Annotated in this window: 22 protein-coding genes; 8 read left to right on the forward strand and 14 right to left on the reverse strand. The window is 66.2% G+C overall.

Features of this window, described 5'->3' with window-relative positions; translation table 11 throughout:
- Positions 1-63: 63 nt before the first annotated feature.
- From purH to purD, 3 genes are read left to right on the forward strand one after another with little or no spacing between them, the layout of a single operon-like run.
- Positions 64-1,647, forward strand: a complete 1,584-nt coding sequence (gene purH / locus ACEF39_RS19030; protein ID WP_500286202.1) for a bifunctional phosphoribosylaminoimidazolecarboxamide formyltransferase/IMP cyclohydrolase — start codon at positions 64-66, stop codon at positions 1,645-1,647.
- 17 nt (positions 1,648-1,664) lie between these two features.
- Positions 1,665-2,543 (forward strand): hypothetical protein, encoded by an 879-nt coding sequence (locus tag ACEF39_RS19035; protein ID WP_500286203.1) that lies wholly within the window; start codon positions 1,665-1,667, stop codon positions 2,541-2,543.
- A 58-nt stretch (positions 2,544-2,601) separates the two neighbouring features.
- Positions 2,602-3,885: a phosphoribosylamine--glycine ligase gene (gene purD, locus ACEF39_RS19040; protein WP_500286204.1), complete on the forward strand. Its 1,284-nt coding sequence runs from the start codon at positions 2,602-2,604 to the stop codon at positions 3,883-3,885.
- A 119-nt stretch (positions 3,886-4,004) separates the two neighbouring features.
- Here the strand turns inward: purD and rpoH are convergent, their stop codons facing one another.
- From rpoH to rhlB, 6 genes are all read right to left on the reverse strand, one after another.
- Positions 4,005-4,880 (reverse strand): RNA polymerase sigma factor RpoH, encoded by an 876-nt coding sequence (gene rpoH, locus ACEF39_RS19045; protein ID WP_025878613.1) that lies wholly within the window; start codon positions 4,878-4,880, stop codon positions 4,005-4,007.
- Between the two features lie 254 nt (positions 4,881-5,134).
- Entirely contained in the window at positions 5,135-5,860 is a 726-nt protein-coding gene (ung, locus tag ACEF39_RS19050) for a uracil-DNA glycosylase (RefSeq protein WP_500286205.1), read from the reverse strand.
- A 9-nt stretch (positions 5,861-5,869) separates the two neighbouring features.
- The gene (locus ACEF39_RS19055) at positions 5,870-6,712 is read right to left on the reverse strand and encodes a response regulator (protein ID WP_100553793.1); all 843 of its coding nucleotides are present in this window, start codon (positions 6,710-6,712) and stop codon (positions 5,870-5,872) included.
- 7 nt (positions 6,713-6,719) lie between these two features.
- Positions 6,720-7,667, reverse strand: a complete 948-nt coding sequence (gene ftsX / locus ACEF39_RS19060; protein ID WP_089237302.1) for a permease-like cell division protein FtsX — start codon at positions 7,665-7,667, stop codon at positions 6,720-6,722.
- Positions 7,668-7,669: 2 nt separating this feature from the next.
- A complete protein-coding gene (ftsE, locus tag ACEF39_RS19065; RefSeq protein WP_025878609.1) occupies positions 7,670-8,356 on the reverse strand; it encodes a cell division ATP-binding protein FtsE in 687 nt (228 codons plus the stop codon).
- A 141-nt stretch (positions 8,357-8,497) separates the two neighbouring features.
- Positions 8,498-10,219, reverse strand: coding sequence for an ATP-dependent RNA helicase RhlB (gene rhlB / locus ACEF39_RS19070; protein WP_500286206.1), 1,722 nt, complete (start codon positions 10,217-10,219; stop codon positions 8,498-8,500).
- A 513-nt stretch (positions 10,220-10,732) separates the two neighbouring features.
- On the opposite strand from rhlB, the gene trxA reads away from it, so the two are divergent.
- From trxA to ACEF39_RS19090, 4 genes are all read left to right on the forward strand, one after another.
- The gene (gene trxA / locus ACEF39_RS19075; protein WP_025878607.1) at positions 10,733-11,062 is read left to right on the forward strand and encodes a thioredoxin; all 330 of its coding nucleotides are present in this window, start codon (positions 10,733-10,735) and stop codon (positions 11,060-11,062) included.
- A 230-nt stretch (positions 11,063-11,292) separates the two neighbouring features.
- Positions 11,293-13,056: a transcription termination factor Rho gene (gene rho / locus ACEF39_RS19080; RefSeq protein ID WP_500286207.1), complete on the forward strand. Its 1,764-nt coding sequence runs from the start codon at positions 11,293-11,295 to the stop codon at positions 13,054-13,056.
- Between the two features lie 112 nt (positions 13,057-13,168).
- Positions 13,169-14,403, forward strand: a protein-coding gene (locus ACEF39_RS19085; RefSeq protein ID WP_500285793.1) for an IS3 family transposase whose coding sequence is annotated in 2 segments (ribosomal slippage) — positions 13,169-13,520 and positions 13,520-14,403 — 1,236 coding nt in all. Because the reading frame shifts where the segments join, the coding sequence is not laid out codon by codon here.
- 287 nt (positions 14,404-14,690) lie between these two features.
- Positions 14,691-16,265 (forward strand): sensor domain-containing diguanylate cyclase, encoded by a 1,575-nt coding sequence (locus ACEF39_RS19090; protein WP_500286208.1) that lies wholly within the window; start codon positions 14,691-14,693, stop codon positions 16,263-16,265.
- 58 nt (positions 16,266-16,323) lie between these two features.
- Here the strand turns inward: ACEF39_RS19090 and ACEF39_RS19095 are convergent, their stop codons facing one another.
- The 3 genes from ACEF39_RS19095 to aceK form a co-directional block, all read right to left on the reverse strand.
- Positions 16,324-17,199 carry an energy transducer TonB gene (locus ACEF39_RS19095; RefSeq protein WP_500286209.1) on the reverse strand — a complete coding sequence of 292 codons (876 nt, stop codon included), beginning with the start codon at positions 17,197-17,199 and terminating at the stop codon, positions 16,324-16,326.
- A gap of 76 nt (positions 17,200-17,275) precedes the next feature.
- Positions 17,276-18,169, reverse strand: coding sequence for an energy transducer TonB (locus ACEF39_RS19100; protein ID WP_500286210.1), 894 nt, complete (start codon positions 18,167-18,169; stop codon positions 17,276-17,278).
- Positions 18,170-18,232: 63 nt separating this feature from the next.
- Positions 18,233-19,963, reverse strand: coding sequence for a bifunctional isocitrate dehydrogenase kinase/phosphatase (aceK, locus tag ACEF39_RS19105; protein WP_500286211.1), 1,731 nt, complete (start codon positions 19,961-19,963; stop codon positions 18,233-18,235).
- A gap of 187 nt (positions 19,964-20,150) precedes the next feature.
- Here aceK and ACEF39_RS19110 point away from each other — a divergent pair, with 187 nt between their 5' ends.
- Entirely contained in the window at positions 20,151-20,888 is a 738-nt protein-coding gene (locus ACEF39_RS19110) for a KilA-N domain-containing protein (RefSeq protein ID WP_500286212.1), read from the forward strand.
- 64 nt (positions 20,889-20,952) lie between these two features.
- Here the strand turns inward: ACEF39_RS19110 and ACEF39_RS19115 are convergent, their stop codons facing one another.
- The 5 genes from ACEF39_RS19115 to ACEF39_RS19135 form a co-directional block, all read right to left on the reverse strand.
- Positions 20,953-21,312, reverse strand: a complete 360-nt coding sequence (locus ACEF39_RS19115; RefSeq protein ID WP_500286213.1) for a hypothetical protein — start codon at positions 21,310-21,312, stop codon at positions 20,953-20,955.
- Positions 21,313-21,364: 52 nt separating this feature from the next.
- The gene (locus tag ACEF39_RS19120) at positions 21,365-21,781 is read right to left on the reverse strand and encodes a roadblock/LC7 domain-containing protein (protein ID WP_032976421.1); all 417 of its coding nucleotides are present in this window, start codon (positions 21,779-21,781) and stop codon (positions 21,365-21,367) included.
- On the reverse strand, positions 21,774-22,322 hold the full coding sequence (locus ACEF39_RS19125; RefSeq protein ID WP_025878599.1) for a GTP-binding protein: 549 nt from the start codon (positions 22,320-22,322) through the stop codon (positions 21,774-21,776). The genes ACEF39_RS19120 and ACEF39_RS19125 overlap by 8 nt, the downstream gene beginning before the upstream one ends.
- Positions 22,315-23,262 carry a hypothetical protein gene (locus ACEF39_RS19130; protein ID WP_500286214.1) on the reverse strand — a complete coding sequence of 316 codons (948 nt, stop codon included), beginning with the start codon at positions 23,260-23,262 and terminating at the stop codon, positions 22,315-22,317. The genes ACEF39_RS19125 and ACEF39_RS19130 overlap by 8 nt, the downstream gene beginning before the upstream one ends.
- 326 nt (positions 23,263-23,588) lie before the next feature.
- Positions 23,589-25,811 carry an NADP-dependent isocitrate dehydrogenase gene (locus ACEF39_RS19135; protein WP_500286215.1) on the reverse strand — a complete coding sequence of 741 codons (2,223 nt, stop codon included), beginning with the start codon at positions 25,809-25,811 and terminating at the stop codon, positions 23,589-23,591.
- Positions 25,812-26,064: the final 253 nt, after the last annotated feature.

The raw sequence follows: 26,064 nt of genomic DNA on the forward strand, positions 1-26,064 counted from the left end.
CCCGCCACCGGCCCCCACCGCCTACAATATCGGCCCCGCTCCGCTGCCGATTGCCCTGTCCCCATGACTGCTGATCTGTTGCCCGTCCGCCGGGCCCTCCTCTCCGTTTCCGACAAGACCGGCCTGGTCGAGCTGGCCACCGCGCTGGCTGCACGCGGCGTGGAGCTGCTGTCCACCGGCGGTACCGCCAAGGCAATCCGCGATGCGGGCCTGGCCGTGAAGGACGTGGCCGAGGTCACCGGCTTCCCGGAAATGATGGATGGCCGGGTCAAGACCCTGCATCCGATGGTGCATGGCGGCCTGCTGGGCCGCTCCGGCCTGGACGACGCGGTGATGGCCGAGCACGGCATCGGTGCCATCGACCTGCTGGTGCTGAACCTGTACCCGTTCGAGTCGGTCACCGCCAAGGCCGACTGCACCCTGGCCGACGCGGTGGAGAACATCGACATCGGCGGTCCCGCGATGCTGCGCTCGGCGGCCAAGAACTTCGCCCGCGTGGCGGTGGCCACCGATCCGTCGCAGTACGCCGAACTGCTGGCCTCGCTGGACGCCAACGACGGCCAGCTGTCGGCCGGCACCCGTTTCGCCTTCTCGGTAGCCGCGTTCAACCGCGTGGCCCAGTACGACGCGACGATCAGCAACTACCTGTCTGCCGTCACCGCCACCGACGCGGCCGTGCCGGCGCGTGCCGAGTACCCGGCGCAGATGAATTCCACCTTCGTGAAGGTGATGGACCTGCGCTACGGCGAAAACCCGCACCAGAGCGGCGCGTTCTACCGCGACCTGCACCCGGTGCCGGGCACGCTGGCCACCTTCCAGCAGCTGCAGGGCAAGGAACTGAGCTACAACAACCTGGCCGATGCCGATGCGGCATGGGAATGCGTGCGTCAGTTCGATGCGCCGGCCTGTGTCATCGTCAAGCATGCCAACCCGTGTGGCGTGGCCGTTGGTGCCGGCAACGGCGATGCCTACGAGCTGGCCTACGCCACCGACCCGACCAGCGCCTTCGGCGGCATCATCGCCTTCAACAAGCCGCTCGACGCTGCGACTGCGCAGGTGATCCTCGACCGCCAGTTCGTGGAGGTGCTGATCGCCCCGGACTACGAGCCGGCCGCGCTGGAATACGCGCAGAAGAAGGCCAACGTGCGCGTGCTGCGCATCCCGCACGGCGACGGCCTGAACAACTTCGACAACAAGCGCGTGGGCTCCGGCCTGCTGCTGCAGTCGTCGGACAACCGCGGCATGACCCGCGACGAACTGAAGGTGGTCAGCAAGCTGGCGCCGACCGACAAGCAGTTCACCGACCTGCTGTTCGCCTGGAAGGTCGCCAAGTTCGTGAAGTCCAACGCGATCGTCTACGCCAAGGACAACCGCACCATCGGTGTCGGCGCCGGCCAGATGAGCCGCGTGTACTCCGCGCGGATCGCCGGCATCAAGGCGGCCGATGCGAACCTGGTGGTCGAGGGTTCGGTGATGGCCTCCGATGCGTTCTTCCCGTTCCGCGATGGCATCGACGCTGCAGCCGCGGCCGGCATCAAGGCGGTGATCCAGCCGGGCGGCTCGATGCGCGATGCCGAAGTCATCGCCGCTGCTGACGAACATGGCCTGGCCATGGTGTTCACCGGCGTTCGCCACTTCCGCCACTGATTACTGGAGCGACACGGATGTCTGCAGTCTCTTTGAAACCCCTCGCCGTGCTCGCCTTCGTTGGCACGGCGCTGCTGGCCGGCTGCAAGCCGGCCGCCGAACCCACAGCTGCCCCGCAGGCAGATGCGGCAAAGACTGCCCCCAGCGCGCCGGCCATCCATGTCAGCCGCACCGCGCGGCTGCAGGCGTTCCTGACCGAGCGCTACGGCAAGGACGCCAAGCTGTCAGGTGAGTGGCGCGGCACCTGGACCCAGGAAAGCGAAACCCGCCCAATGGACTGGCAGGTCTGCGCCGAGCAGCCGGTGGTGACCGGCAACAGCTGGCAGCAGCTGCTGGCCGTGTGCGGTGCGCTGGCCGATGGCGCGCACATCGACCCGGGAACCATCGACTTCTTCGTGCTGCATCCCAAGGGCGAAGGCTTCGAAGTCGTGAGCGAACTCACTGGCGAGCGCTTCGGCAGTGGCGGTCAGCCCGGCAGCGCCAGCATCATCCGCGCTGGCAGCGATTTCTACGGCTTCCGCGTCGAGGATGGCTGGTTCGGCCAGGGCTTCTCGCTGCTCTCGCAGACCCTGGTCCTGCCGGGCCCGAAAGGCCTGACCAGCACCGGCAACGTGCGCAGCCACATCGACAACGACGCCCAGTACGAATGCGAGAACATCGACGCGGCCGCCGACCCCGACACTGCCGAGGACTGCCGCACCCGTCGCTTCAGCATCGACTTCGCGCTGCGTTTCGACGACAGCGACCGCAGCGCGCGCGTCTGGCCGCTGCTGATCGAGGAAACCGGCAGCACCTGCGGCGGCAAGCGGGTACGGCAGGAACACCGCTTCACCCTGGACCCGAAGTCCTGGACCTACTCCTTCCCCGAATCACTACGACGCGAAGGCTGCGAATGACGCACACGCGCCGCCGGGGACCTGGAACTTTCCTTCCCACGCAATCTGGAATCTCGTGATGAACGTACTTGTCATCGGCTCTGGCGGCCGCGAACACGCCCTGGCATGGAAGCTGGCCCAGTCCTCCCGTGTCACTGAAGTGCTCGTGGCGCCCGGCAATGCCGGCACCGCCAACGAAGACAAGTGCCGCAACGTGGCGGTGAAGGTCACCGACATCGATGGCCTGCTTGCCCTGGCCCAGGCCGAAGGCGTGGCGCTGACCGTGGTCGGCCCGGAAGTGCCGCTGGTGGCCGGCGTGGTCGACCGCTTCCGCGCCGCCGGCCTGCGCATCTTCGGGCCGACGGCGGCGGCCGCGCAGCTGGAAGGCAGCAAGGCCTACGCCAAGGACTTCCTGGCACGCCACAACATCCCCACCGCGTTCTATTCGGTGCACACCGAGATCGAGCCGGCACTGGCCTACCTGCGCGAGAAGGGCGCGCCGATCGTGGTCAAGGCCGACGGCCTGGCCGCCGGCAAGGGCGTGATCGTGGCGATGACCCTGGCCGAAGCCGAAGACGCCGTGCGCGACATGCTCTCGGGCAACGCCTTCGGCGATGCCGGCGCGCGCGTGGTGATCGAGGAATTCCTCGACGGCGAGGAAGCCAGCTTCATTTCGATGGTCGACGGCGTGCATGCATTGCCGATGGCCACCTCGCAGGATCACAAGCGCGTCGGCGACGGCGATACCGGCCCGAATACCGGCGGCATGGGTGCGTACTCGCCGGCCCCGGTGGTGACACCTGAAGTGCATGCACGGGTGATGCGCGAAGTGGTCAACCCGACCGTGCAGGGCATGATCGCCGATGGCATTCCGTTCACCGGCTTCCTCTACGCAGGCCTGATGATCGATGCCAGCGGCGCGCCAAAGGTGATCGAGTTCAACGTGCGTTTCGGCGACCCGGAAACACAGCCGGTGATGCTGCGCCTGCAGTCGGACCTGGTGGAGCTGGTGGAAGCGGCGATCGATGGCCGCCTGGACCAGGTAGACGCGCAGTGGGATCCGCGCCCGTCACTGGGCGTGGTCCTGGCCGCGAAGCCCTATCCGGAAGCGCCGATCACCGGTGAGGTGATCTCCGGTCTGGACGAGGTGCCGGCACCGGCCAAGGTGTTCCATGCCGGCACGACGCTGGATGCGCAGGGCCAGGTGCTCAGCGCCGGCGGTCGCGTGCTGTGCGTGGCTGCGCTCGGCGACAGCGTGCGCGACGCGCAGGCGAACGCGTATGCCGGCGTGGCCAAGGTGAGCTGGGCCAACGAGTTCCACCGCACCGACATCGGCTGGCGGGCGATCGCGCGGGAGGGTTGAGGCCCGCACGGCATCAACGCATCCACGCATGGCGTGGATCTACTGGTGCTGTACCAGCCCCACAAACAGAAAAGGCCCGGCATTGCCGGGCCTTTTCGTCAATCAAACGCTTCGCCGCCTTACGCGGTGAACAGCGCCTTCATCTTCTTCAGCGCGTTCGCTTCGACCTGGCGGATACGCTCGGCCGACACGCCGTACTCGTCGGCCAGTTCCTGCAGCGTCACTTTGCTGTCCGCATCCAGCCAGCGGCGACGGATGATGTCGCGCGAACGCGCATCCAGTTCCGCCAGGCCTTCGCGCAGCAGCTGCATCTGGTTGTCTTCGCTGTCCTCGCGCTCGTAGGCCATCGACGGATCTTCGTCATTGGCCACCAGATACGCAGCCGGCGACGGCGGCGCGTGGTCGTTGTCTTCATCGGTCGGCGCATCGAAACCGATATCGCGGCCGGACAGACGCGATTCCATTTCCAGCACTTCGCGCTCGGACACGTTCAGGTCCTTGGCCACCGCACTGACTTCGGCAGCGTTCATCCAGCCCAGGCGCTTCTTCGACTTGCGCAGGTTGAAGAACAGCTTGCGCTGCGCCTTGGTCGTGGCGACCTTCACGATGCGCCAGTTCTTCAGGATGAACTCGTGCATCTCGGCACGGATCCAATGCACGGCGAAGGACACCAGGCGCACGCCCATGTCGGGGTCGAAGCGCTTGACCGCCTTCATCAGGCCGATGTTGCCTTCCTGGATCAGGTCGCCCAGCGCAAGGCCGTAGCCGTTGTAGCCGCGGGCCACGTGCACCACGAAGCGCAGGTGCGAATGCACCAGCTCACGGGCAGCGTCCAGGTCGTTGCCGTCGCGGAAGCGACGGGCCAGGTCCTGTTCGTTATCGACCGACAGCACCGGGATCTGGTGCACGGCACCGATATAGGCGTCCAGCGAACCGAGCGCACTGGGAATCGGCAGATTGTTTGCCACAAGGGCAGTAGAGGTGTTCTGGCTCATAGGCACCCATCTTAGCAGTCTGGGATTTGGACTGCTAAAGGAGGAAAAAGTTCCAGCATTCCACTGATGAAACACTGGTCCCAAACAGAGCCCTAACGTAACGCGATTTGATGACAGCGGCGAGCGCGCTTTTCGGGATACACAATCCCTTGGAATTCAACCCACTAGCCCGGAAAACACGGCCATTCCGGGTCAAAGGGAGCTGAACGGGCCGCAGTTTCGCCCATTCAGCACCGGGCCGCGTTGCCCGCCGTTCAGCCCGATGGCGCCAGCGCCGCCCGCGGCGGCAGCGACCAGTCGATCGGCGCCTGCCCGCGGCGCTGCAGGTACTCGTTGGCCATCGAGAAATGACGGCAGCCGAGGAAGCCACGGTGGGCCGACAGCGGCGAGGGATGCGGGGCTTTCAGCACGCGATGGCGGCCGGTATCGATCACCTTGCCCTTCTGCTGCGCGTAGGCGCCCCAGAGCATGAACACCAGGCCCTCGCGCTCGCGGTTGAGCACGTCCACCACGTGGTCGGTGAAGCCTTCCCATCCACGCCCCTGATGCGCACCGGCCCTGCCCTCTTCCACCGTCAACACCGCGTTGAGCAGCAGTACGCCGCGTTGTGCCCAGGGAATCAGGCAGCCGTGGTCGGGGCGCGGGATGGCGAGGTCACCCTCGATCTCCTTGTAGATGTTCAACAGCGACGGCGGCACCGGCACGCCCGGCTGCACCGAGAAGCTCAAGCCATGGGCCTGTCCACGGCCGTGGTACGGGTCCTGGCCGAGGATGACCACTTTCACCTGATCGAACGGGGTGGCATCGAACGCGGCGAAGATCTGCGGGCCGGGCGGGAACACCGCCGCACCGCTGGCCTTGCGCTGCCGCAGGAAGCTGGACAGCTCGCGCATCTGCGGCTGCAGCAGGTAATCGCCCACACGCTGTTTCCAGCTCGGTTCCAGCTGGATCGCCGGGGTGTCCACTACTTCATCGATCATCGCAACACGTCATCGCAACAGGGGTCCATCATTCAATCGGGCCAGCCGCAGCTGGAACAGCACCTTGGTGATCAGCAGGCGCTCTTCGATCGGCTTCAGCACCAGATCGTTGGCGCCGGCCTGCAGCAGGCCGGTCTGGTTGTGCGGATTGCCATCGCCGGTCATCACCAGCACCGGCAGGCGGCGCTTGCCGTAACCGAAGTCCACGCGCACGCGCTGCACCACGTCACGGCCGCTCAGCTCTCCCTTCAGGGTCACGTCGGTCAGCACCAGGTCGATGCGATGGCGGCTGCGTCCCAGCGATTCGGCGGTCAGCAGGGTGAACGCCTCTTCGGCGCTGACCACATGCATCACGTTGAGCTGCTGGCGCTCGAGCATGCGCTTGGTCGCCTCGGCCACCACCCGGCTGTCCTCGATGTAGAGGATGGTCGCGCCGGGAATGGTCTGCGGCTGCACGTAGCCGCGCACGAACGTCGCCAGGGCCTCGTGGCCCAGCGATTTGTCGAAATAGTCGGTGACGTACTCGGTGAAACGGCGCTGCTCCAGGTGCTGCTGGGCATCGCCGGAGACCACGATCACCGGCACATAGGCCTGCCCGGCGGCTTCACGCACCGTCCGTGCCAGCGCCAGGCCGTCGCCATCGCGCAGGGTCAGCGAGGTGGTGACCAGATCGACAGGGCCCTGCGCCAGCGCATGCTGGGCGTCTTCGATGCTGTCGCAGCCGATCACCTCCACGCCCGGCAGATCGCGCTGCAGGACATCGGCGATCAGCTTGCGTACCAGCTTGGAACCGTCAACCACCATCACCCGCGTCGCGGGCCCTTCAAGGTGCTTCAGCGCTTGCGGTTGCATGCCGGTCTCAGGTGTCTGTCGGGCGGGTCTGACGAAGGAAGTGGCCGGTCACCAGCCACGCACCCAGCCAACCCAGCAGCAAGGTGCCGAGCAGCACCAGGCTGCCATGCAGCAGGTCCAGGCCATGCAGCACGAACGGGCTGCCGTAGCTGCGCGACAGCTCGGCCAGCGGCGCGCGCAGGGCGGCACCGGCAATGCCGATCAGGCCCAGTGCGACCGCACCGGCGCCCAGGCCATACCAGGCTCCCAGGTACAGGAACGGGCGGCGGATGAAACCATCGCTGGCGCCGAGCAGCTGCAGCACGCCGATTTCCTCGCGGCGGGCCTGGATGTCCAGGCGCACCGTGTTGCCGACCACCAACGCGGCGCCGACGCCGAGCAGCACCGACAGCACCTGCACCAGCCGCGCGCCGAACGCGAGCCACGCATCCAGGCGCTGGCGCCACAACGCGTCATGCTGGACCAGGTCTGCCCCGGGCAGGCTTTCCAGCGCGCGCGCCAGCCGCGCATCGTCCTGTCCCTGGCCAGGAGTGATCACCAGCAGCGAGGGCAGCGGGTTGTCGTTGAGTGCGTCGATGGCTTCGCCGAGACCGGCCTGGCGCAGTTCCTCAAGGCCCTGCTCCGGCGTGCGCACGGTGACACTGGCCACGTCCGGGCGATCACGCAGTTCACCGGCCAGGCGCAGCGCACCGGGGCCGTCGACATCGGCCTTCAGGAAGACGTTGATGTCGCGCGACTGCTGCACGCTGCCGGCAAACTGCTTGAGGTTGTCCAGCGCGATCGACAGGCCCAGCGGCAGCGCCAGGGCCAGCGCCATGACCATCACGGTCAGCAGCGTCGCCCACGGTTTGCGGCAGGCGCGGCCGAGGCTGAACACCACGCTGTGCACGTGATGCTGGAACCACACGCCCAGGCGCGACGGCGCAGCGGCTTCGGTGTTTTCGTTCTTGGCCATGGTTACTCCGCCAGATCCTGCGGCGAGATGTCGTCCACCAGCCGGCCGTGATCGAGGATCAGCACGCGCTTGCGCATGTGGCGCAGCAGCGGCAGGTCATGACTGACCACCAGCACGCTGGTGCCGCGCGCGGGCAGCTCGGCGAACAGGGACATGATTTCCGCCGCCAGGGTCGGGTCGAGGTTGCCGGTCGGCTCGTCCGCCACCAGCAGCTTGGGCTCGCCGACGATCGCACGGGCGATGCCGACGCGCTGCTGCTCACCAGCCGACAGCTGCGAAGGCAGCGCCTTCTCGCGGTGGCCAAGGCCCATGCGCTCGAGCACCGAACGCACGCGCTTGTTGATGTCGCCGCGGCGGGTACCGCGCAGGATCAGCGGCAGGGCCACGTTCTCGGCGATGGAGCGGTCCATCAGCAGGCGGTGGTCCTGGTAGACCGCGCCGACCGCGCGTCGATGCCGCGGCACATCGCCGCCGCGCACCTTCAGCAAGTTGCGCTCGTCGAACATCACCGCACCGCGGCTGGGCCGCTCGTCGAGGTGGATCAACTTGAGCAGGGTGCTCTTGCCCGCCCCGGAGTGACCGGTGACGAACAGCATTTCGCCCGGCGCGACCTCGAAGCTGACATCGGTCAGGGCTTCGTGGCCACCGGCGTACTGTTTGCTGACATTGTCGAAGCGCAGGACACTCATGCCCCGATTATGCAGGACCGGCGCGACAGATCGGTAGCGCCGGGCTACATGGTGGGTGCCGACCGTTGCTGGTGGGTGCCGACCGTTGGTCGGCACGCCTCAAAATGCCATCCGACCAACGGTCGGGTGCTACCGCACCGATCAGCTGCCGGACAGCATCCGGCGGATCTTGCGGCCGATACGGGTCAGGAACGAGTCGCCGGCATCGGCGCTGGTGCGCACCGGCTTGGCCACCACCTGCACCGGCTTGACCGGAGCGGCACCGTTGCCGTCGCTCGCCACACCCTCGGCACCCTCGACCGGACGGCCGTGGCGACGACGACGACGCTTGCGCGGCTTGCGCTCGCCATCCACCGCACCTTCCGGCGCAGCCTCAGCGCGCGGCGGACGCGGGGCCTGCACGGCAGCGGCTTCAGCCGTCACCGCGCCTTCGACTGCTGCGGCAGCAACCTGCTCGCCTTCCACACGCGGCTTGCGCGGGCCACGCGGACGGCGTTCGCCGCTGCGCTCGCCATCACGCCCACCACGCCCAGCGCCACTGCCGGAACGACCGCCACTACGGCCGCCGCCACGACGCTCTTCCTCGGCGGCACGCGCTTCGCGTGCTTCGCGGAAGATCTGGCCGACGCTTTCGTTCTCGTCGCCTTCCTCACCCGGTGCCGGGGCGGCACGCTCCGGGCGTGGCAGCGAGGTCAGGATCTCGCTGGTAACCGCTTCAACCGGGATCTTCTGTTCGATGTAGGCCTCGATGTCCGGCAGGCCCATCGCGTACCGCTCGCAGGCGAAGCTGATGGCATCGCCTTCCTCGCCCAGGCGGGCGGTACGGCCGATGCGGTGCACGTAGTCTTCGGCGTCGAACGGCAGGTCGTAGTTGTAGACGTACTTGATGCCGTCGATGTGCAGGCCGCGGGCGGCCACGTCGGTCGCCACCAGGATTTCCAGCTGGCCCTTCTGGAAACGGTTGAGCAGGCTCTCACGCTTCTTCTGCGGCACGTCGCCGGACAGCACGCCGACGCGGTAGCCGGAACGTTCCAGCGAACGGGCCACGCGCTCGACGAATACCTTGGTGTTGACGAAGACCATGGTGCGCGCGCCTTCGCTGCGCGACAGCAGGCCCAGCAGCAGCGGGATCTTCTCTTCGTCGGCCGGGAAGTAGATGCGCTGGCGCACGCGCGCGGCGGTGATGGTCTCGGCTTCGACCACCAGCTTCTGCGGCTCGTTCATGTGCTCATAGGCCAGCTCGAGCACGCGGTGGCTCAGGGTGGCACTGAACAGCAGAGTCTGGCGGGTGGAGCGCTCCGGCATGCGGCGCAGCAGGAAGCGGATGTCCTTGATGAAGCCCAGGTCGAACATGCGGTCGGCTTCATCAAGCACGCAGATTTCGCAGGCGTGCAGCGACACCACCTTGTGCTGCTTGACGTAGTCGATCAGGCGGCCGGGGGTGGCGATGATCACGTCCACGCCCTGCTGCAGGATCTCGCGCTGCTTGTCGTAATCCACGCCGCCGTACACCAGGGCGAAACGCAGGCCGAGGTCGGAACCGAACTTGACCGCATCCTTGTGGATCTGGATGGCCAGTTCGCGGGTCGGGGCCAGGATCAGCGCGCGCGGATCTTCCGGCTTGCGATCGGCCAGCGCCGGGCGCGTCAGCAGGCGGTTCACGACAGCGACCAGGAAGGCCAGCGTCTTGCCGGTGCCGGTCTGGGCCTGGCCGGCGACGTCGCCACCGGGCAGCGCGACCGGCAGGGTCAGCGCCTGGATGGGCGTGCAGCGGGTGAATCCGGCTCCTTCAAGACCGGCCTGCAGGGCCGGATGCAGATCAAAGGAGGAAAAGGTCAAATCGGTCAGCGGTTTGTCGCTCATGTGTCCGTCTTGGTATGGCCACGCGCCTGCGGGCGGCGGCACTGAAATCTGTCTGGGGCTCCGTCGCAAACTGCGGCCCCTGCGGCGGGTCGGGCTGGCCGGGACCCCTCGGGTCCGCGCGCCGCACAATGCCCCAGTTTACCGCACTCGGGCCGGCAAACCGGAATCAGACGTCTCACCACTTGCGGAGACAGCACTCTTCACGCCGCAGTACCGCGCTTGAACAGCGGCGCCGCCCCCCCATGGCCTATCGCGCCAGCACCCCCATTTCAGCCATGGACAGTGAAATCGGACACATACCGGGTTGCAACCCGATCACGATACGCTGGGTTCCAGCCAGCACCTGTCCCCGCCCTGCGATAGGGGTACACTGCCGGCCGTGAGCGTCCAGGCATCCCGCCGAACGCACCGTGGCAGTCCGCCGCGAGGCAACGACGAGGGTCACGCCACCGGGCATGGCCCAGTTCACCCACCTCCGGCCTGGCCGGGTGCAATCCAAGACGAGAAACCAAGATGAGCGACAAGGTTGTACACGTCGGCGATGCCGACTTTGATAGCGCCGTGCTGAATTCCAAGGAACCGGTGCTGGTCGATTTCTGGGCCGAATGGTGTGGCCCCTGCAAGATGATCGCCCCGGCGCTGGACGAACTGGCCGATGCCTACCAGGGCCGCGCCAAGATCGCCAAGGTCAACGTGGACAACAACCGCGCGTTGGCCGCCAAGTACCACGTGCGTTCGATTCCCTACCTGGTCGTCTTCAAGGACGGCGAGAAGGTCGGCGAGCAGATCGGTGCCGTTGGCAAGGCCCAGCTGGCCGGCCTGCTGGACAAGGCCCTGGCCTGATCCTGCGGGTGACCGGCAGCCGTTTTCCACGGCTGCCGGGCGGGCCCCCCGGGCGCCTGACTGAATACCGTATCCGGCGACCCTTGCGTGGCGCCGCGGGCCGATGATAGTGTCGGCACATCCGGCCGCGTTCGCGTGCCGCATCTTCTGGACGCAGTTTCTTCCAGACCCATTCCCAATGTTCGCCGCCCCAGCCGGGCGCTCGCACCTTCAAGCGAGGAATAACGCTCTTGTCCGATAACACTTCCGAAACCGGTAGCGCTGATGCGCCCGCCGAAAAGCGCGTGCGCAAAGCCCGCGTAACCAAGGCTGCCGCTCCGGCCGCCGCCGAAACCAGCGCTCCGGCGCAGCCTGCCCTGCCGCTGGCAGCCGCGCCTGAAGCGCCGGCACCGTCCGCAGCGCCTTCCGCGCCGAGCGCACCCGCCGCCGAGGCCCCTGCCAGCAGTGGCGGTGGCGAAGGTGGCGAGGGCCGCGAATCCGGCCAGGCGCGGCAGAACAACCAGGGCGGTGGCCAGAACCAGAACCCCTACAACCAGGGTGGTCAGCAAGGCCAGCAGGGTCAGGGCAACCGCCGTGACCGTTTCCGCAACCGCCGCGACCGTGATCGCGGTGGTGGCGGTGGCGGTGGCGGCAACGGCGGTCGCTTCCGCGACGACGGCATGCCCAACGACAACGGTGAACAGCAGCCGTTCGTTCCGCGCCCCCACGCCAACGTGCCCGAAGGCTTCCCGGTCTATTCGCTGAGCGACCTCAAGCGCATGCCGGCCCAGAAGCTGCTGGATATCGCCGAGCAGCTGCAGATTTCCGAAGGCGTAGCCCGTGCCCGCAAGCAGGATGTGATCTTCGCGCTGCTGAAGGTGCTGACCCGCCACGGTGACGGCGTGGCCGCCGACGGCGTGCTGGAAATCCTGCCGGACGGCTTCGGCTTCCTGCGCGCGGCCGAAGCCAGCTACCTGGCCGGCCCGGACGATACCTACATCTCGCCCAGCCAGATCCGCCGCTTCAACCTGCGTACCGGCGACCACCTGTCCGGCCGCATCCGCTTCCCGAAGGACGGCGAGCGCTACTTCGCGCTGTCGATCGTGGACACCATCAACGGTGAGCCGCTGGAAGCGTCGAAGAACAAGGTGCTGTTCGAGAACCTGACCCCCCTGTTCCCGCGTCGCCGCTTCACCCTGGAGCGCGGCAACGGCTCCTCGGAAGACATCACTGGTCGCATCCTCGATCTGATGGCACCGCAGGGCAAGGGCCAGCGTTCGCTCATCGTTTCCCAGCCGAAGGCCGGCAAGACGATGATGATGCAGCAGGTCGCCACAGCCATCACCACCAACCATCCGGACGTGCACCTGATCGTGCTGCTGATCGATGAGCGCCCGGAAGAAGTGACCGAAATGCAGCGCACCGTGCGCGGCGAAGTCATCAGCTCGACCTTCGATGAGCCGGCCGCACGCCACGTACAGGTCGCCGAAATGGTGATCGAGCGCGCCAAGCGTCTGGTCGAGCACAAGAAGGACGTAGTGATCCTGCTCGACTCGATCACCCGCCTGGCACGTGCCTACAACAACGTGGTGCCGAGCTCCGGCAAGGTGCTGACCGGTGGTGTGGACGCCAACGCCCTGCACCGTCCGAAGCGCTTCTTCGGTGCCGCACGCAACGTGGAAGAAGGCGGCAGCCTGACCATCATCGCCACCGCGCTGGTCGATACCGGCTCGAAGATGGACGAGGTGATCTACGAAGAGTTCAAGGGCACCGGCAACAGCGAAGTGCACCTGAGCCGCCGCATCTCTGAAAAGCGCGTGTTCCCGGCCATCGACATCAACCGCTCGGGCACCCGTCGCGAAGACCTGCTGATCGAACCGGAACTGCTGCAGAAGATCTGGATCCTGCGCAAGCTGCTGCATCCGATGGATGAAATGACGGCGATGGAATTCCTGCTGGACAAGATGAAGAACACCAAGTCCAACGACGAGTTCTTCGGTTCGATGAAGCGCTGATCGCGCGGCATTGATGCACTACGAAAAGGCCCCGCGATGCGGGGCTTTTTCTTTGGGTGTGACCCGTCCTGAATTGGGTTGACACCTTTTCCCTCTGGAAAAGGAATGTTCAATGAAATCAACAATCAGGCGCAGCCAACGGGATTACTCGCTGGCCTTCAAGTTGTCGGTGGTAGACCAGGTCGAGCGCGGGGAGCTGACCTACAAAAAGGCCCAGGAGCGTTATGGGATCCAAGGGCGCAGCACGGTGCTTTCCTGGCTTCGTCGGCATGGTCGGCAGGATTGGTCAGCTGGGGCATCATTGCCTCCCATGAGCACTGTCCCCAAAGCCGGGGCGGCCAAGCCGCTGACGCCGGAACAACAGATCAAGGCCCTGCAGGTCCAGTTGCGGGAGGCAAACGAGAAGGCGCAGTTGTTCGAGGCCATCGTGGATGTCCTCAAAGAGGATTACGGGGTAAAAATCGTAAAAAAGCCTTCCGGCAAGTCCTCACGCAAGGGCGCCTCAAAGGCGTAAGCGTGGCAAGGGCTTGCCGCCATTTCGGCATCAGTCGGCAGGCGTTCTATCAGGCCGGTCACCGCCATCAGCGGCGAGACGCTGCTGATGCTACGGCACTGTCGCTGGTGAGCGACTGCCGCGCGCGCCAGCCTCGGGTCGGTACGCGCAAGCTGCACCATCTGATTGAGCCGAAGCTGCAGGCGGCGGGGATCGCTCTGGGGCGCGATCGTTTATTTGACGTGCTCCGAGAAGCGCGCTTGCTGGTGCCGCAGCGCCGCGCGTATCACAAGACGACCGATAGCCATCATCGCTTCCGCAAGCATCCCAATCTGCTCAAATCCGGTGAAGGATGCATCGTTCCCAGTGGCTGCGAACAGGTGTGGGTGGCTGACATCACCTATCTACCAACAGATGGGAAGTTCGTTTACCTGAGCCTTGTTACCGATGCGTGGTCACGCAAGATCGTAGGCTGGAGCGTGAATGAGACGCTGCAGACCGAACATACCGCGCAGGCATTGGAGATGGCCCTGAAAACCCGGAAAACGAGGCAACGGCTGATCCACCATTCGGATCGGGGCATCCAGTACTGCTCGGACAACTATCAGAAGATCCATGCCAAGCACGGCCTGACCTGCTCCATGACCGAGGGCTACGATTGCTATCAGAACGCTCTGGCAGAGCGGATCAACGGGATCCTCAAATGCGAGTTTCTGCTCCGTCGCCCACGGGACCTGGGACAGGCTCGGCAGATGGTGGCTGAGGCAGTGGAGATCTACAACGCCGAGCGCCCCCACCTGTCCCTTAAAATGCAGACGCCCGATGCGATGCACCGGGCATCCTTGGCCGCCTGACGGCGGCCGGATCATCCACCCCATAGGTGTCAACCTATGGCAGGACGGGTCAGTGGAACGTGCTCCGCGCCCGGCGCGCCCATCCACGCATGGCGTGGATCTACTGGCAGGTTCCGCGTAGTTCCAACCGAGGGTGGCGGCTTCACTTCGCGGTCCGCTGTTTTGGCGATAATCTGCGGACAAATGCCTGACGCTCCGCCCCGGCCGTGCTGGCCGGGCCGCCGATTCCCGCTGTTGCCCCATCCGGAGGATCCGGCGGGTCCAGCCCTGCCTGATCCTTCAACCGCATGCGCACACTGTCCCCCCGGCTCAACCTGGGCAAGCTGATCCTTGCCCTGGCCCTGCTCAGCGCCGTCATCGCCCTGGCCAATACGCTGCTTGCCAGCTATCGCGTGCAGCGTGACCAGCTGGTGGGAAACACCCTGGAAGCCAACCGCGTGTATGCCACCAAGCTGGCCGAGACCACGCAGAATTTCCTGCTGGCGGCGCAGCAGCAGCTGGCCTATGCCGCCACCCGGCTTGGCAACAGCGACATGGATCCGGCCCAGGCACAGGATGAGGCCAGCCGTCTGCAGCTGCAGTCCAGCAGCTTCAATTCCTCGCTGGTGGTGGCCAGCGACGGGCGGGTGATCGCGACCTCGCCGCAGAGCCTGCAGCTGCAGGGCGAGATCCTGCGCAGCGCTGGCAGCAAGGCGGCGCTCGAGCGGCGCGAGCCGATGATCAGCGATCCCTACCAGTCGGCCGCCGGCAAGCTGCTGATCTCGATCTCGCACCCGGTATTCGACCGCAGCGGCCAGTACCGGGGCTATGTCAGCGGCACCCTGTACCTGCGCCAGCGCAGTGCGCTCAACACCCTGCTGGGTACGCACTACTACCGCGACGGCTCCTACCTGTACGTGGTGGACCGCCATGGCCGCCTGATCTATCACAACAATGCCAAGGAAGTGGGCACCTACGCGTTGAACAACCCGGCGGTGAAAGAGGTGATGCGCGGCCAGCGCGGTGCGCAGCAGGTGCGCAACAACCACCAGGTGGCGATGCTGGCCGGTTATGCGCCTGTTGCGGCAACCGGCTGGGGCATCGTCGCGCAGCGCCCGACCGAGGCGACGCTGCAGCCGCTGTCACGGCTGATGTCGGCGGTGATCTGGAATGCCATTCCGCTGGGCGTGTTGTCGCTGCTGATCACCTGGTGGTTCGCACGGCGCATTTCGCTGCCGTTGTGGCAGCTGGCGCGCAACGTGCAGGACGGCGAAGACACCGGCAATGCGATCAGCCACGTCAATGGCATCCAAGCCTGGTACTTTGAAGTGGCGCAGCTGAAACAGGCCGTGCTGTACAGCTTCAATGCGCTGCAGGATCGGATCGGCACGCTCAACCGGGCCAGCCGCACCGATCCGCTGACCGGCCTGCTCAACCGTCGCGGGCTGCAGCAGGCGCTCGACGCACTGCAGGCGCAGGGCCTGCCGTTTGCGATCCTGACGCTGGATATCGACCGTTTCAAATCGATCAACGACAGCCACGGTCACGACGTCGGTGATGCGGCCATCGTGCATATCGCCGAACAGATGCGCCGCCATTCGCGCGAGACCGACGTGCTGTGCCGCGCCGGTGGCGAGGAGTTCCTGGTGCTGCTGCCGGGCGTTGGCGTCGAAGCGGCCCGGCAGACCGGCGAGCGCCTGCGCCAGGCCATCGCCGACGAACCCTTCGCCCCGGTGGGTACCATCACCGTGTCACTGGGAGTGGCCCATTTCCCCAGTTTCCATACCGATCCGGAACAGGCACTGCGCTTGGCCGACAAGGCCCTGTACCTGGCCAAGGAACAGGGCCGCAACCGGGTCGTGGTGTACCCGCACGCCGATTGAGCACATCGATTGAAGCGGGATGTGCCGGGACAGGCCCGGTGCATCCCGCAATGACGCATCAGCCCAGCGGGGTGAGCAGCCGTGGGCCTTCCTGCGCGCGACCGACCATGTACACACCGCCTTCGGGCAGCAGGTCGGTGCCGGCCACCCGGGTTTCCTCGCCGGTCTTCCACGGCGCCCGCTGACGCGGGCCTGGAATGTAGGCGGCCCAGCGCCCGTAGCGCTCGCTCTGTTTGTCGAAGAAATAATTGACCGGTACGCGCACGGTCCAGAAGTCGCGATCCTTGTCCTCGCCGGTAGTGGGCGGGTTGAAGGTCCAGTCGCGGGCGTTCCTGACGCTGGCCTTGGCAAGCACATCGCGCAGTTGGTTCATGGTGCGCTCGGGGCCGACCACGGTCAGGTTGGTCTGCTCGGCGATCACGTCTGCGACCTTGCCATCCCGCCCGACCCTGACCAGCAGCAGCACGGTGCCCTGGCCGCGGATCGACGCCGCCTGCGGTGGGTATACCGGCGCGCGCATCTTCGCCCCGGTGACGTCATCGGTACTCGGCTGCCTGGAGTCGCTGAGCTTGCCAAAACGCGCATCAGCCACCCGTACCTGCATGCTGTCGGCTTCCTTGTTGTCGGCAATCAGCCGCAGGCGGACGGTGGTACGGGCCAGTACCGGCTTGCCGTCAACCAGCGTTGGCTCGAAACGCCAGCCCTGCACCGCCTTGTCGACAAAGCCCGCTACGCCGGTGTCGACCTTCTCGCGGTGATCGAGCTGGAACCCTTCGACCTGGCCTTCGCGGCCGATGTCGATGACGCCGCTGAGGGTCATGCTGGCCTCGGCCTGCCTGCGAACCTCGCGCGCGGTCTGCGCAGCGGCGGTATCGACCAGGGCGGCGCCACCACCCACGGCAAGGGTCAACGCGAGGAAAAGAGAAGAACGCATCACAGCCACTCCTTGTGCATGAAACCGATGAAGTCTGACGCCCGGGCCGATGCAACCTGGGGTCGGTTGGCCGACATCACTGCTCGGCAAGCGGGGTCAACAGACGCAGCCCGCGGGTGGCGCTGTCGACCATGTACACGCCGCCGGCCGGCAACAGGTCACTGCCGACCTGCGCGGCATCGTCGGTGGTGCGCCACGGGGCCTGATGGCGCGGGCCGGGAATGTAGGCCTGCCAGCGTCCGTAGGGGCTGGGCGGTTGCCTGCTGCCCTTCTCGCTCAGCGCGAAGGTGACCGGCACGCGCACGGTCCAGAACGCCAGGCCTTTGTCCTCACCGGAGGTCGGCGGCGTGAACGTCCACTTGCGGGCCTCGCTGATGCTGGCCTTGGCCAGCATGTCGCGCATCTTCTGCATTACGTGTTCGGGTGCGACAACGCCCATGTTCACCTGTTCGGCGACGACATCGGCAACCGCACCGTCACGCTCGACCTTGACCAGCAGCATCACCTCGCCCTGTGCACCGACGCGGAAAGCCGCTTCCGGATAGCGCGGAGGCCGCATCTGCTCGGCAGTCACCGCATCGGTGGCCTTGTCGTCGTACTCGCTGAAGTCCACGCTGGTCATGCGCACTTCGGTGTTGCCGTCGGCCCCGGGCCGGCCCAGCAGACGCACGCGCAACGGTGCATGTTTCGCCACGGGCCTGCCGTCCACCAGGGTGGGTTCGAACTGCCACTTGCGGATCGTGCCGTCCACGAACGCAGCGATGGCAGGCGCGATCGATGCCCGCTGGTCGAGTACGAGGCCGCTGACCGCGCCATCTGCGGCGACATCGATGTTGCCGGTCAAGACCATGCTGGCTTCGGCGGTGGCACGCACCGCGCGCGTACTCTGCGCTGCGGCATCAGTGCTGAGCAGGGAGCCAGCCGTGCCGGTCGCAAGCGCGAAGGCGAGAAGCAGCGGAGAACGCATCATGGCCCGATCCTTGGTGATGAGAGTGCCGAGATTACCCCAGTTCCCCGCCGTCGGCACAGCCGATCACGCCAACCGCTGCGCAGCCGAATAGGGTGGCGTATCCGGATAATCACCCGCTGCAAAGCGCGCTTGCAGCCCCTGCCACCAGGCGGGGTCGAACAGATGCCGATAGTGCTCGCGCACTGCTGCCAGCTCCTGCGCCGGCAAGCCCATGAACGGCCCGAACCGCTCCGGGAACACATCGCGCGGGCCGACATGGAACCAGGGCTCGTCGGCCATCGCTTCTTCGGCGGAACTTGGCTGTGGCCAGGCACGGAACACGCAGTCGCTGACCAGGCACAACTCATCGTAGTCGTAGAACACGGCACGGCCGTGGCGCGACACGCCGAAGTTCTTCGGCAGCATGTCGCCGGGGAAGATGTTGTTGCGCGCCATGTCAGTGATCGCCTGCGCGTAGTCGAGCACGGCTGCACGCACGGCCTCGCCGGCCTGCTCGCGCAGGTAGAGGTTCAGTGGCCGGAAGCGACGCTGCACGTAGCACAACGCGATCTCCACTTCGTCGCCATCCACGCGCACGCTCTGCGCGCACTGCTGCAGCAGTTCGTCCAGCAACGCCGGGGCAAAGCGTTCGCGCGGGAAACGCAGGTGGCGATAGGGCTGTGCATCGAGCAGGCGGCCGACGCGATCGAGGTTGAACACCAGCGCGTACTTTTCCTCCACCTGCTGCCGCGACATCGCCTTGGGCCAGGCGAAACGGTCGCGGATCAGCTTGAACACCAGCGGGTAGCTGGGCAGGGTGAATACCGCCATGACCATGCCCGGCGTTCCTTCGGCATGCGCCAGGCGCTCGTTCGGGTGTTCATTGAAGTGGCGGAAAAACGTCCGGTAGCGCTCGGTCTTGCCCTGCTTGGCGCGTCCGAGCACGGTGTAGATCTCGTCGATCGGCTTGCCCGGCAGCAGGCTGCGCAGGAACACCACCGCATCGCCAACGGTGCCCAGGTCGGCCTGGAAATAGCTGCGTGACACGCCGAACAGGTGGGCCACATCGCGACGCCGGGTCAGCACGGCATCGGCACGCAGGCCCTGGTCGTCGTTGACCAGCGCGATCACGCACGGCGAGAAGCGGTGTTCGCCGAACACGCGTCCGACCAGATAGGCGCGACGCTCGCGGTAGAACACGGTATCGAGCAGTTCGATGCTGCGCACCGGTGTGTCGCCCCAGTGCGCCAGATCATCCTGCAGGCGCACGGCGATGGCGGCGGCACAGCGCAGCTGGTGCGCATACGGAACATCGAAGCGGTAGTCGGCCAGCACCCGCTGCAGCGCCTCCACCGGCCGCGTCGGCGAAATGGCATAGGTATGCCGCGCCACCGGATGCGTGATTGCATCGGAGGGCTCGACATCGAAGGCGATGAACTCCACTTCCGGATCCACGCCACGGATGGCGAACAGTCGCCGCGACAGGGTGTTGTAGAAGGTCTTGTACAGCTCGGCATCGATCAGGCCCTGCAGCAGGGCGCTGTAGTGCGCGTGCACCTGCAACCACAGCGCGCGTTCGCTGATGGCGTCACCGGCCAGCCGTCGCAGCGCATCCATCTGCTCGGCGATGCACTGGTCGTAGAGGGCAATGCGCTCCACCGCATCCTGGCGCGCCGCTGCCCAGTCGCGCTGCTCGAAGCGCTTCCGCGCGCGGGCCGTGATCACCGCGAAACGAGTGTGGTACTGCTCGAAACCATCGCGGATGGCACCGGCAATGCGCGGCGCCAGCTCGGCAGCGATGTCAGGCTTGGACATGCACAGCTCACCCGGGAAGACCGGCTCCACCATACGCTGGCGTGGGGTAGCTTGTGTAGCGCCGAGCCATGTTCGGCTGCTTCTGCCTGGGAGAAGCAGACAAACGCAACCATTCCTACAGACCCCGGCGCCCCCTGCTGCTTACCATTTCAGGCCAAGTAACGGCAAAAGGTGACGCATGCAGCAAATGACCCTGATCCCACGCATGGAGGAAGGCAACGTAATCCCGCAGCGCGCCCGCGACGGCTATATCAGCGCTACCGCGCTCTGCCAGTCCGTCGGCAAGCGCTGGTCCGACTACCGCGCATTGAAATCGACCGGCGAGTTCATCGAGGAGCTGACCACGCAGACCGGGCTTGCGGAGGACCAGCTCATCCACGTGGTGTCCGGGGGCAATGCGGCGATGCAGGGCACCTGGATCCACCCCTACCTGGCCATCAATCTCGGCCAGTGGCTGTCGCGCAAATTCGCGGTGAAGGTGTCGCAATGGGTGGTGGAATGGCAGCAGGGCCGGGCGAACGCCGTCATGCCCGCCCACATCGAGCGCTACATGCAGAACCGCTCGAAGGTGCCTTATACGCACTTCTCGATGTTGAACGAGCTGACCCTGAACCTGATCGCTCCGCTCGAACAGGCCGGCTACACCCTGCCTCAGGAGCTGGTGCCGGACATCTCCGAGGGCCGGTTGTTCTGCAAGTGGCTGCGCGATCACAAGGGCATCGAGCCCAACACCTTCGACACCTATGAGCACAGCTATCCAGACGGCCGCAACGTGCAGGCAAAGCTCTATCCGAACGAGCTCTACGAAGACTTCCGCCGACACTTCAACGAAACCTGGCTTCCCCTGCACGCGCCCAGTTACTTTGCTGCGCGCGACAAGCAGGCGCTGACGTTCGTCCGTACGCTTCTGCTGCCTTCGACGTGACATCGCACCGGAACGATCCCTGGCTTGCCGTGCAGCAGCCAGGGATCGACGCCATCGAGCCGGTTCAGATCGCCAGTTCGGCCTCCACGTCCTGCACCTTGCGCCGCGCCAGGGCGAGGTTGGACTTGGTCCGGTCCAGCACGATGTAGAAGAACAGGCCCTTCTTCTTCGCCACCGGGCGCATGATGTGGTACGCCTTGCCGAGCGAGATCAGGATGTCCTCGATGCCATCGTTGAGATTCAGCGAGGCGGCGGTTTTCATCTTCGCGCGGATCACTTCGGTATTGCCGGCGGCAGCCACTTCCATGTCCACGCCCGAACCGGCTTCGCCCAGCAGCATGCCGCTTTCGTAGTCGACCAGCGCCACGGCCTGCGCGCCATCGATACCCATCAGTGCAGTCAACGAATCATTCAATCCAGCCACGTTGTACCCCTCTCAATGTTGGTTCGAGCCCCTCGTTCCCCTGCGGCCGGGCTCACGATCCGCTGAGTTCGGCCAGGATCGCCTGGCCACATTCCCTGCTCTGCCACAGCACCTGGCCGATCACGCTGCGCTGGTCGCAGGCCGCCATCAGCAGCAGAGGCGCCCGCCCTTCTGCCTGTATGGCCAGCATCAGCACCTTGCCGCCGGCGGCCTCCAGCATCAGCGTCTGCAGATCGCCCAGTGCCAGCTCTCGCCCCACCGCCGCGGCGAGGGCCAGCATCGCGCTGGTCATCGCCGCCAGTCGCTCGCCGCGACCTTCCGCACCGGCGCTGACCAGGGCAAAGCCATCGACGCTTGCCAGCACCACGGTCCGCACACCTTCCACCCGCTGCTGCAGGTCCTGCAGCAACGGCTGCAGGCGCTCGCGCTGCTGCGCGTCCGGCAACGGCGCGCCTTGTCCATCAGCCATGTGCGGCCACCAGTGCATGCGCTTCCATTTCGCTCATCAGTACGTCCATCAGCAGCAGTCCTTGTTCGCGATCACGCGCATCCACCGCCAGCAGCGGCAGCGGCTGGCCATCGAGCCGGGCGCGCTCGGCCCAGTCATCCAGTGCCGCTGCCGGCACCTGGTCAAGATGGGTCACCGCCACCACCAGGGCCAATGCTGGACCGAACGGACGCAGCACCTGCAGGTAGGCGTCCAGCTCAGCGGCCACCCCGGCCCGGCGCGCATCCAGCAGCAGCACGGCACCGCGGGCGCCCTGCAGCAGGATCGGCCACAGGAAATCAAAGCGTTGCTGACCTGGCGTGCCATACAGACGCAGCCTCTCACCGTTGGGCAGGTCGATATCGGCGTAGTCCAGCGCCACCGTGGTCGACGCCTTGTCGGCACCCGCGCGGTCGCTGTTGGCTACATCGGTGTCGACCACCGCACCGGCGGCGATGCTGCGCACCAAGGTCGATTTGCCGCTGCCCATGCCGCCGAGCACCACCACCTTGTGCTCACGCATCGCGATCACTCCCGCGCAGCGTGCGCCACAGGCGGGCGAGCAGGCCGGTGTCGGCAGTGCTGGCACGTGCGCCAGACAGCGGTGCGGCAGGCGCGACCTGCAGCTGTGCGTAACCGCACAGGTAGGCGGCGTGGATGAAATCGCGCACGGCGGCGGCGGGAAGATCCAGCAGCATCGCGCATTCGTCCACCGTGCAGGCACGCTTGAGCAGCAGCGAGCACAGACGGAAGCCATCGTGATCGTGCCCCAGCACGCGGAAATCCGGCCAGCGCAGCAGCTTCACCGACGCCCCGCGCAGGCGCTCATCCAACGCTTGCCAGTGGCGGCTGCGCTGCGCCCATTGCCACAGCAACGGACGCAGCGGCAGGCGCGTGCGGTCACCGGCCAGTGCCTGCAGCTGTGCCGGCTGCAATGCGTCCAGATACAGATGCTCGAAGCCCTGTGCCAGCCGTTCCACCAGCACCGTGGCCGGCTCGTGCAGCAGCACCGCTTGGTCCTGTTCCAGATCCAGCAGCAACAGTGGCTCTGCGCCCTCGCCCAACAGCGCCTGCCCCTGCCGCAATGGCAGGCGCTCGCGCAATAGACGGGTGATCGCGTGCGCACCGTCCGCCAGGCGAATCGGTGTCGCCGCGGTACCGGCCTGCATGCCGCGCAGTGCGCGTCCTATCGCGCCATCATCCAATACGTCCTGGCCACCATCGCCTTCGCGCAGCTGGCCACCGAGGTCTTCGATCCAGCAGTGCAGCCGCGGGCGCTGCTGGCGCATGCGCAGTGCCGCGTTGCGCAGCGCCGGCGTATCGCGGATCACCAGCAGGTCGCAGTCGTCCAGGTCCTGGCTGCGGCGGATCTGCCCGTCGGGCAACGCCGCGGCCAACCGCAGCCGCTGCAGCAGGGCCTGTTCGCCCTGGATATCGGTTCCCACTACGAGCACGCGTGCCATCCATGTTCCCCGTGCGACCGCCTCCCCGGCGGTCTCGCATCGCCAAGGCTAGGCCATGGCTTGCCGCCATCGTCGTGATCGACTGCTCATATTGGCGGCAGTGGTGAACACGCACGCGTCCGTTCTGCGACGGCCATCGCGGGCAAGTTTCATGCCGCGTTGACGGCATTCCGACAGATGACGGATTTCACGGTTCTGGGCCCGAGTAGACCTACGCCATGGGTGGGGTCAGATCCCTCTGCGGTGCAGAGGGATCTGACCCCGGGCCCGCAAAAAAAACCCGCGCCGAGGCGCGGGTTTCGAGGTCACAACCGGGCAGCGATGGATCAGCCGCGCAGCTGCTCCAGCGCGGCGTTGAAGGTCGTGCTCGGACGCATCGCGGCAGCGGCCTTGGCCACGTCCGGACGGTAGTAGCCACCAATGTCCACGGCCTTGCCCTGCACCGCGATCAGCTCGTCGATGATCTTCTGCTCGTTGTCGGCCAGCGCCTTCGCCAGCGGAGCGAAGCGCGCCTGCAGTGCGGCGTCTTCGTTCTGTGCCGCCAGCGCCTGCGCCCAGTACAGGGCGATGTAGAAGTGGCTGCCACGGTTGTCGATGCCACCGAGCTTGCGCGACGGCGACTTGTCGTTGTCCAGGAACTGACCGTTGGCCTCGTCCAGCGCCTTGGCCAGCACCCGGGCGGCAGCGTTGTCGTAGCGGTTGCCGAGGTGCTCCAGCGACGCGGCCAGGGCCAGGAATTCGCCCAGCGAATCCCAACGCAGGTAGTCCTCTTCGACGAACTGCTGCACGTGCTTCGGCGCCGAACCACCGGCACCGGTCTCGAACAGGCCGCCACCGGCCATCAGCGGCACGATCGACAGCATCTTGGCACTGGTGCCCAGCTCCATGATCGGGAACAGGTCGGTGAGGTAATCGCGCAGCACGTTGCCGGTCACCGAAATGGTGTCCTCGCCCTTGCGGATGCGGGCCAGCGAGAACGCGGTGGCTTCCACCGGCGGCAGGATGCGGATGTCCAGGCCGTTGGTGTCGTGGTCCTTCAGGTACGTCTCGACCTTGGCGATGACCTGCGCGTCGTGCGCACGGGCGGCGTCCAGCCAGAACACGGCCGGGGTGGTGCTCAGGCGGGCGCGTTCGACGGCCAGCTTGACCCAGTCCTGGATCGGCGCGTCCTTGGTCTGGCACATGCGCCAGATGTCGCCCGCTTCCACGGCGTGTTCGAACACCACGTTGCCGGCGTCGTCGGTGACCTTGACCACGCCGTCGGCAGCGATCTGGAAGGTCTTGTCGTGCGAGCCGTACTCTTCAGCCTTCTGCGCCATCAGGCCGACGTTGGGCACCGAGCCCATGGTGGCCGGGTTGAAGGCACCGTTGCTGCGGCAGTCGTCGATGACGGCCTGGTACACGCCGGCGTAGCAGCGGTCCGGAATGACCGCCTTGGTGTCCTGCAGCTTGCCTTCGGCGTTCCACATCTTGCCGGAGTCGCGGATCATCGCCGGCATCGAGGCGTCGACGATCACATCGCTCGGCACGTGCAGGTTGGTGATGCCCTTGTCCGAGTTGACCATGGCCACGCCCGGGCGCTGTGCATACTCGGCAGCAAGGTCGGCCTCGATGGCGGTACGGGTGGCTTCGGGCAGCGACGGCAGGCGCGCGGCCAGGTCACCGATGCCGTTGTTGGCATCGAAACCGGCCTGCTTGAGCACGTCGGCGTGCTTGGCGAGCACATCCTTGTAGAACTCGTTGACCGCCACGCCGAACATGATCGGGTCGGAGACCTTCATCATGGTCGCCTTCAGGTGCAGCGAGAACAGCACGCCCTGGGCCTTGGCATCGGCGATCTGCTCGCCGATGAAAGCGGCCAGTGCCTTGCGGCTCATCACCGCCGCGTCGACGATCTCACCGGCCTTGACCGCGGTCTTTTCCTTCAGCACGACGGTGCTGCCGTCCTTGCCGTGGAAGGTGATCTTCAGCGAACCGGCGTTGGCCAGCGTGGCCGACTTCTCGCTGCCGTAGAAATCACCGGCAGCCATGTGCGCGACGTGCGACTTCGAATCGGACGCCCAGGCGCCCATGCGGTGCGGGTGCTTGCGGGCGTAGTTCTTCACCGACAGCGGCGCGCGCCGATCGGAGTTGCCTTCGCGCAGCACCGGATTCACCGCACTGCCCTTGACCTTGTCGTAGCGCGCCTTGTAGTCGCGCTGCTGGTCGTCGGCCGGGGTTTCCGGGTAATCCGGCAGCGGATAACCCTGGTCCTGCAGTTCCTTGATGGCAGCCTTCAGCTGCGGCACCGAGGCGGAGATGTTCGGCAGCTTGATGATGTTGGCGTCGGGGGTGGTCGCCAGCTGGCCCAGCTCGGCCAGGTCATCGTTGACCTTCTGCGCATCGCTCAGCAGTTCCGGGAACAGCGACAGGATGCGGCCGGACAGCGAGATGTCACGGGTTTCCACCGCGATGCCGGCGGTGGAGGTATAGGCGTCGACGATCGGCAGCAGCGACTGGGTGGCCAGGAACGGTGCTTCGTCGGTCAGCGTGTAGAGGATCTTGGACATGGGGGACTTGGACTCTGTAGCAGTGCTCAGGGGAAGGCCGGCGCCAGCGCCGGGCCACGTGCAACCGTGTCGCTTTCCCCCGCCGCCGTCAGGGTGGGCGCGCGCCGGGGAAACCCCTGCATTGTCGCGTTTTCAGCCGCGCGGGGCAAAGCCGCGCCATACGCGACGGTACTGCACCCCGGCAACGCTGTGATCCATCCACGCATGGCGTGGGTCTACGGAAATGCCGCGTGCCGGGCTCCGGTAGATCCAC

The sequence above is a fragment of the Stenotrophomonas indicatrix genome (assembly GCA_041545745.1).
In the GTDB taxonomy this organism is placed as follows: domain Bacteria; phylum Pseudomonadota; class Gammaproteobacteria; order Xanthomonadales; family Xanthomonadaceae; genus Stenotrophomonas; species Stenotrophomonas indicatrix_A.